The sequence below is a fragment of the Dissulfurispira sp. genome, from assembly GCF_036745535.1.
Classification (GTDB): Bacteria; Nitrospirota; Thermodesulfovibrionia; order Thermodesulfovibrionales; family Dissulfurispiraceae; genus Dissulfurispira.
The window spans coordinates 1-4,947 of sequence record NZ_DAIOFX010000098.1 but is presented as its reverse complement, the minus strand read 5'-3'; the positions used below and the strand labels follow the sequence as shown (position 1 = coordinate 4,947).

Genomic DNA, 4,947 nt, shown 5'->3' with positions numbered 1-4,947 from the left:
TACATCACGTGAAGCATTGTTACGCCTATGACTACTGCTATCTTGATTATTATGAATACTACATTCAGTATCCAATTGGAGCTTCCTGTGAACAAGACTGCCTCAAAGATATTCAAATCAACACCTCCTTTGTGCATAAGGGGAACTCCGTCCCCCTTATGGGAACCCCCTAATTCTTTATAGTTGCCTCTTTAAACACATGTGTTGCTTTCCTAACTAAAACCTCTGTAAAATCCATTACAGGGGATTTGATCACCGTATTCATCTTCCAGTTCATAACCGTAAACACCCCTTTACCATCAAAGTTGTTTGGAATCAGGACAATATTTTCAGGCAGATCGGAATCTATCTGTGCAGACAATTCAATGCTTCCGGAATTAGTTGCTATAGTGACATAATCGCCATTGGCGATTGACAATTCCCGCGCCAGGACTTTGCTGATCCTTACATATGCTTCGGGGGCTATGCTGTGCAGGGCTGCAGAATTCCTGCTCAAACTCTCTGCATGGAACAAGGGATTATCTATGCCGATATAAATCTTTTTCCTCTCAGGCCTTACATATTTTTCGAATTTCAAATTTCGAATTTCAAATTTCGAATTTTCGATGCCTTCGATGCTCATTCCGTGCCTTAAAGGCTCGCCTTTATAAGGCCACATGCATTCGCCATCCTCCATGTCTTTATAGGAGATGTCTTTATGCAGAGGCGAAACCTTTGCTATCTCTGAAATTATATCACCTGAATCCTTATAGTCCATATCGAAGCCGAGCATCCTGCTGATCTCGGCAATTGCCTGCCAATCATCCATTCCTTTCCCGTCCACAGCCTTTCTGAGCATCTGCATCCTGCGCTCAAGGTTTGTATAAGAGCCTTCCTTTTCAGCCCATGCGAGAGAAGGGAGCACTACATCAGCGAGATTGGCGGTCTCTGTCATAAATATATCCTGTACAACCAAAAGATCCAATTCAGACAGGGCATCTTTAATATGCTTCGTGTTCGGGACATTGGATACCACGTCTTCACCCATTACATACATTGCCTTTATCTTATTTGCGTGCGCAGCATCTATCATCTCCATGAGACTAAGCCCTGATCTGGATGGAATCTCGACCCCGAAGAATTCTTCATATCTCTTCCTGAATATGTCGACTGTTACAGGCCTTCCACCCGGAAGCGTATCAGGCAGGCATCCCATATCCACAAGACCCTGCTCATTGGGAAGCTCTGACAGGAGATAAATCCTGCCATTCAATAAATATATGAGTGCTGCGAGGAGCAGCAGGTTGGTATGACCTTCAGCCCTCTGTAGAATGTCCCTGCCGATGATAATCGATGGATTGGTCATAACTGAGAGTGTATCTATTGCATAGCTGATATCCTTCGATGTTATACCGCAAATCTCCTCTGCCTCTTTTATCTCAACCGGCTGAATGTCTCTTATAATTTTCTCGAATGCCGAGTTCAAACCACAGAAAGGTCTTTTTTTCATCAAACCTGTTAACAGCGATGCGAGGAGTGCAGTTTCTGTAAACGGATTCGGAATCAAACTTTTTGAAGAAAACATCTTCAAACCCTGCATGTATCCCGATGTTATCACAGGCACGCCTTTTTGATGTGCTGCTCTTACCTGTAAACCAAGCACTGGATTTACGGATGTGGGATCCCCTCCGATAACAAAAATTCCATCCGAATTTGCTATACCATGCATAGGGTTCGCTGTTACGCCCTGTCCGAATATGCTTTCGAAGAATTTCTGTGCAGGTGCATAGGCAAAGCCTGCAACAGAATCTATATTGTTTGTTCCAAGCACCACCCTCATGAATTTCTGGAATACATAGTTGTCCTCATTGGTGCATCTTCCTGAGGCAATGCCTGCTACGGAGTTGCTGCCATATGTCTCTTTTATTTTCTTAAGTCTATTGGCTATATATGAGAATGCCTCGCTCCATGTGGCACGCTCGAGTTTTCCGTCCTTTCTTATCAATGGGGAATCGAGCCTGTCTGTGCTTCCAACATAGTCATAACCGAATCTCCCCCTGTTACAGAGGAGTCCTTTATTCAATCCCTTGCCGGGTTTAGGCACAGCCCTCACAATGGAGTTGCCCCTCACCTGCAATGTCAGAGAGCATCCAACTCCGCAGAATGAGCATACTGTATCCACCTCTTTTTCTATGAGCCACGGCCTGTATGCATGTTTGTGAAGCCTCGACATTATTGCACCAACAGGGCATACGGTCAGGCAGTTCCCGCAGTATTCGCAGTCGTATCTTCCTCCTGAGAATGGCTCTACAAAGGACTTGCTGCTCCTGTTGGTAATGGAAATGGCAGATGCCCCCTGCACCTTATCGCACATCCTCACGCATCTGGTGCAGAGGATACAACGCTCCATATTTCTTACAATAATCGGGTCATCATAGCTTTCCGGATGCGTCCTTTTGCCCTCTGCAAACCTTCCAGTGGCAGGGCCGTACTTTACGACAAGGTCCTGAAGGTTGCACTCACCTGCCTTATCGCAGTAAGGACAATCAAGGGGATGGTTAATTAATAAAAACTCAAGGACGCCCTTCCTCGCCTCAACAACCTTTTCTGTCTCTGTCCATACTACCATGCCGTCTGTTACATGCTGTGTACATGCGGTCTGGAGCCTCGGCATCTTTTCGATCTCCACAAGGCAGAGCCTGCATCCGCCGTAAGGCTCAAGCATATCATGATGGCAGAGGGTGGGGATCTTTATCCCGGCTATCTCGGCTGCCTTGAGGATCGTTACCGGTTTTTCGAGTGTTATCTTCTTCCCGTTTATGGTTACAGTGATCATGCCGCTGCCTTTATCTCCTTACTGGCCTCTTTGCTGATGTGCTGCTCGAATTCCTGCCTGAAGTTCTTTATAAAACTCTGCACGACAGACGCTGCACTGTCTCCGAGGGGACAGAATGTCTTGCCAATAATGTTTTTGGATACCTCGGTTAAAAGCTCTATATCCTTTTCATTGCCTGAGCCGTTGCATATCCTCTCAAGGATTGCCCTCATCCATCCCACTCCTTCCCTGCATGGCGTGCATTTGCCGCATGATTCATGCTCAAAAAACTTCATGGCCCTGAGACAGACCTTTGCAAGGTCCACTGTCTCATCAAAGACCATAACAGCGCCTGAACCGAGCATGCTTCCGTGCTTTGGCATATTAACGAAATCCATTGGGCAGTCTATTTTATCCGGAGAAAGTATCGGGGTTGATATGCCGCCGGGGATAACGGCCTTGAGCTTTTTATTGTCGCGGATACCGCCGCAATGGGCATAGATAATATCCCTTAAAGTCGTGCCCATTGGCAGCTCATACACGCCTGGGTTTTTCACATGGCCGCTTATAGAATAGAGCTTTGGGCCGGGACAATCAGGGCTTCCGATTTTTGAGTATGCCTCTGCGCCGATCTCCATGATATATGGTATATTGGCCAGTGTCTCCACATTATTGACAACTGTTGGCTTTGAAAGGAATCCCTCATTCACAGGGAATGGAGGTTTTATCCTCGGCTGACCCCTTCTGCCTTCGAGGGATTCTATGAGTGCTGTCTCTTCCCCGCATATGTATGCGCCTGCGCCCTGATGCACATGGAGATGGAATCTTATGCCCTTTCCGAGTATATTATCTCCGAGATAGCCTTTATCATGTGCCTGTTTAATAGCATCTTTTAGTATATCCTTTGCCCTTGGATACTCTCCCCTCAGATAGATATATCCGTACTCTGCCTGAAGTGCATATCCTGAGATAATCATCCCCTCTATTAAGAGATGGGGATTCTTTTCAAGGATTGGCCTGTCTTTGAATGTGCCGGGCTCTCCTTCATCTGCATTGCAAAGAATAAATTTCGGTTTTTTGGGGTCTGCTGCTGCAAATGACCACTTCATGCCTGTAGGAAAGCCTGCGCCTCCCCTTCCCCTCAACCCCGACCTTTTGACCTCATCGATAACATCTGCGGGCTTCATTTCCAAGGCTTTAGAAATGGCCTTATACCCGCCGACACTTATGTATTCATTTATATCCGTTGAGTTGGGATTATCTATATTTTTCAGCAGAAATTTCTCCATTACTCCATTACTCCATCATTTATAATTTTCCAGTATATCCACTATCCCTTGTTCTGTAAGATTGTCGTAGAAATCTGTATCCACGAGCATCGCAGGTGCAGTGCCGCATGCACCTATGCACTCCATAATCACAAGGGAGAATCTTCCATCACTGGTTGTGCTGTTGGGTTCAAGACCATATCTCGATTTTAGAATATCCACAAGCCTCTCTGCACCCATAATCATGCATGCGACATTGGTGCAGAGCTGGATAAGATGTCTGCCCATGGGCTTATGCCTGAACATGGAATAAAATGTGGAAACGCCCTTAACTGCTGCCTTAGGCACATTTAATAAATCACCTACTGCTTCTACTGCATCCGGGCTTAACCACCCATGCTCCCTCTGGACAACATAAAGAGCTGGCAGAAGGGAAGATCGGGCATCATGATACCTGCCCTTTATCTGATTGATTTCAACTACAGCCTTTTCACTTAACATTATCTGTCACACTCACCGAGGACTATATCGATCGTTCCTATATTTGCAATCACGTCAGCCACAAGTGCCCCTTCGCACAACTTCGGCAAAACCGATACATGCACAAATGACGGCGCCCTTAATCTCATCCTGTAAGGCCTTCCGCTGCCGTCGCTTACAATATAAAATCCAAGTTCGCCTTTTGGAACCTCGGTTGCGGCATATATTTCTCCACACGGTGCAGCTATTGGCCCCTTAGTTATCAGGACAAACTGGTGTATCATGGATTCCATATCAGTGAGCACCCTGTCCTTTGGAGGCAATGTGAATTTAGGGGCATCAGGCGCCATAACAGGGCCTTCAGGCATCTTTTCGATGCACTGTTTAATGATCCTGTTTGACTGC

Annotated in this window: 3 protein-coding genes and 1 pseudogene; all 4 read right to left on the bottom strand. The window is 46.1% G+C overall.

What is annotated here, in order from left to right; translation table 11 throughout:
- Nucleotides 1-169: 169 nt before the first annotated feature.
- A complete protein-coding gene (gene nuoG, locus V7L97_RS11095) occupies nucleotides 170-2,815 on the bottom strand; it encodes an NADH-quinone oxidoreductase subunit NuoG (RefSeq protein WP_333655977.1) in 2,646 nt (881 codons plus the stop codon).
- On the bottom strand, nucleotides 2,812-4,083 hold the full coding sequence (nuoF, locus tag V7L97_RS11090; protein WP_333655976.1) for an NADH-quinone oxidoreductase subunit NuoF: 1,272 nt from the start codon (nucleotides 4,081-4,083) through the stop codon (nucleotides 2,812-2,814). The genes nuoG and nuoF overlap by 4 nt, the downstream gene beginning before the upstream one ends.
- 15 nt (nucleotides 4,084-4,098) lie before the next feature.
- Entirely contained in the window at nucleotides 4,099-4,563 is a 465-nt protein-coding gene (nuoE, locus tag V7L97_RS11085; RefSeq protein WP_333655974.1) for an NADH-quinone oxidoreductase subunit NuoE, read from the bottom strand.
- Nucleotides 4,563-4,947 (bottom strand): annotated as a pseudogene (locus V7L97_RS11080) (NADH dehydrogenase (quinone) subunit D); the annotation flags it as partial. The pseudogene V7L97_RS11080 and the gene nuoE, both read right to left, overlap by 1 nt.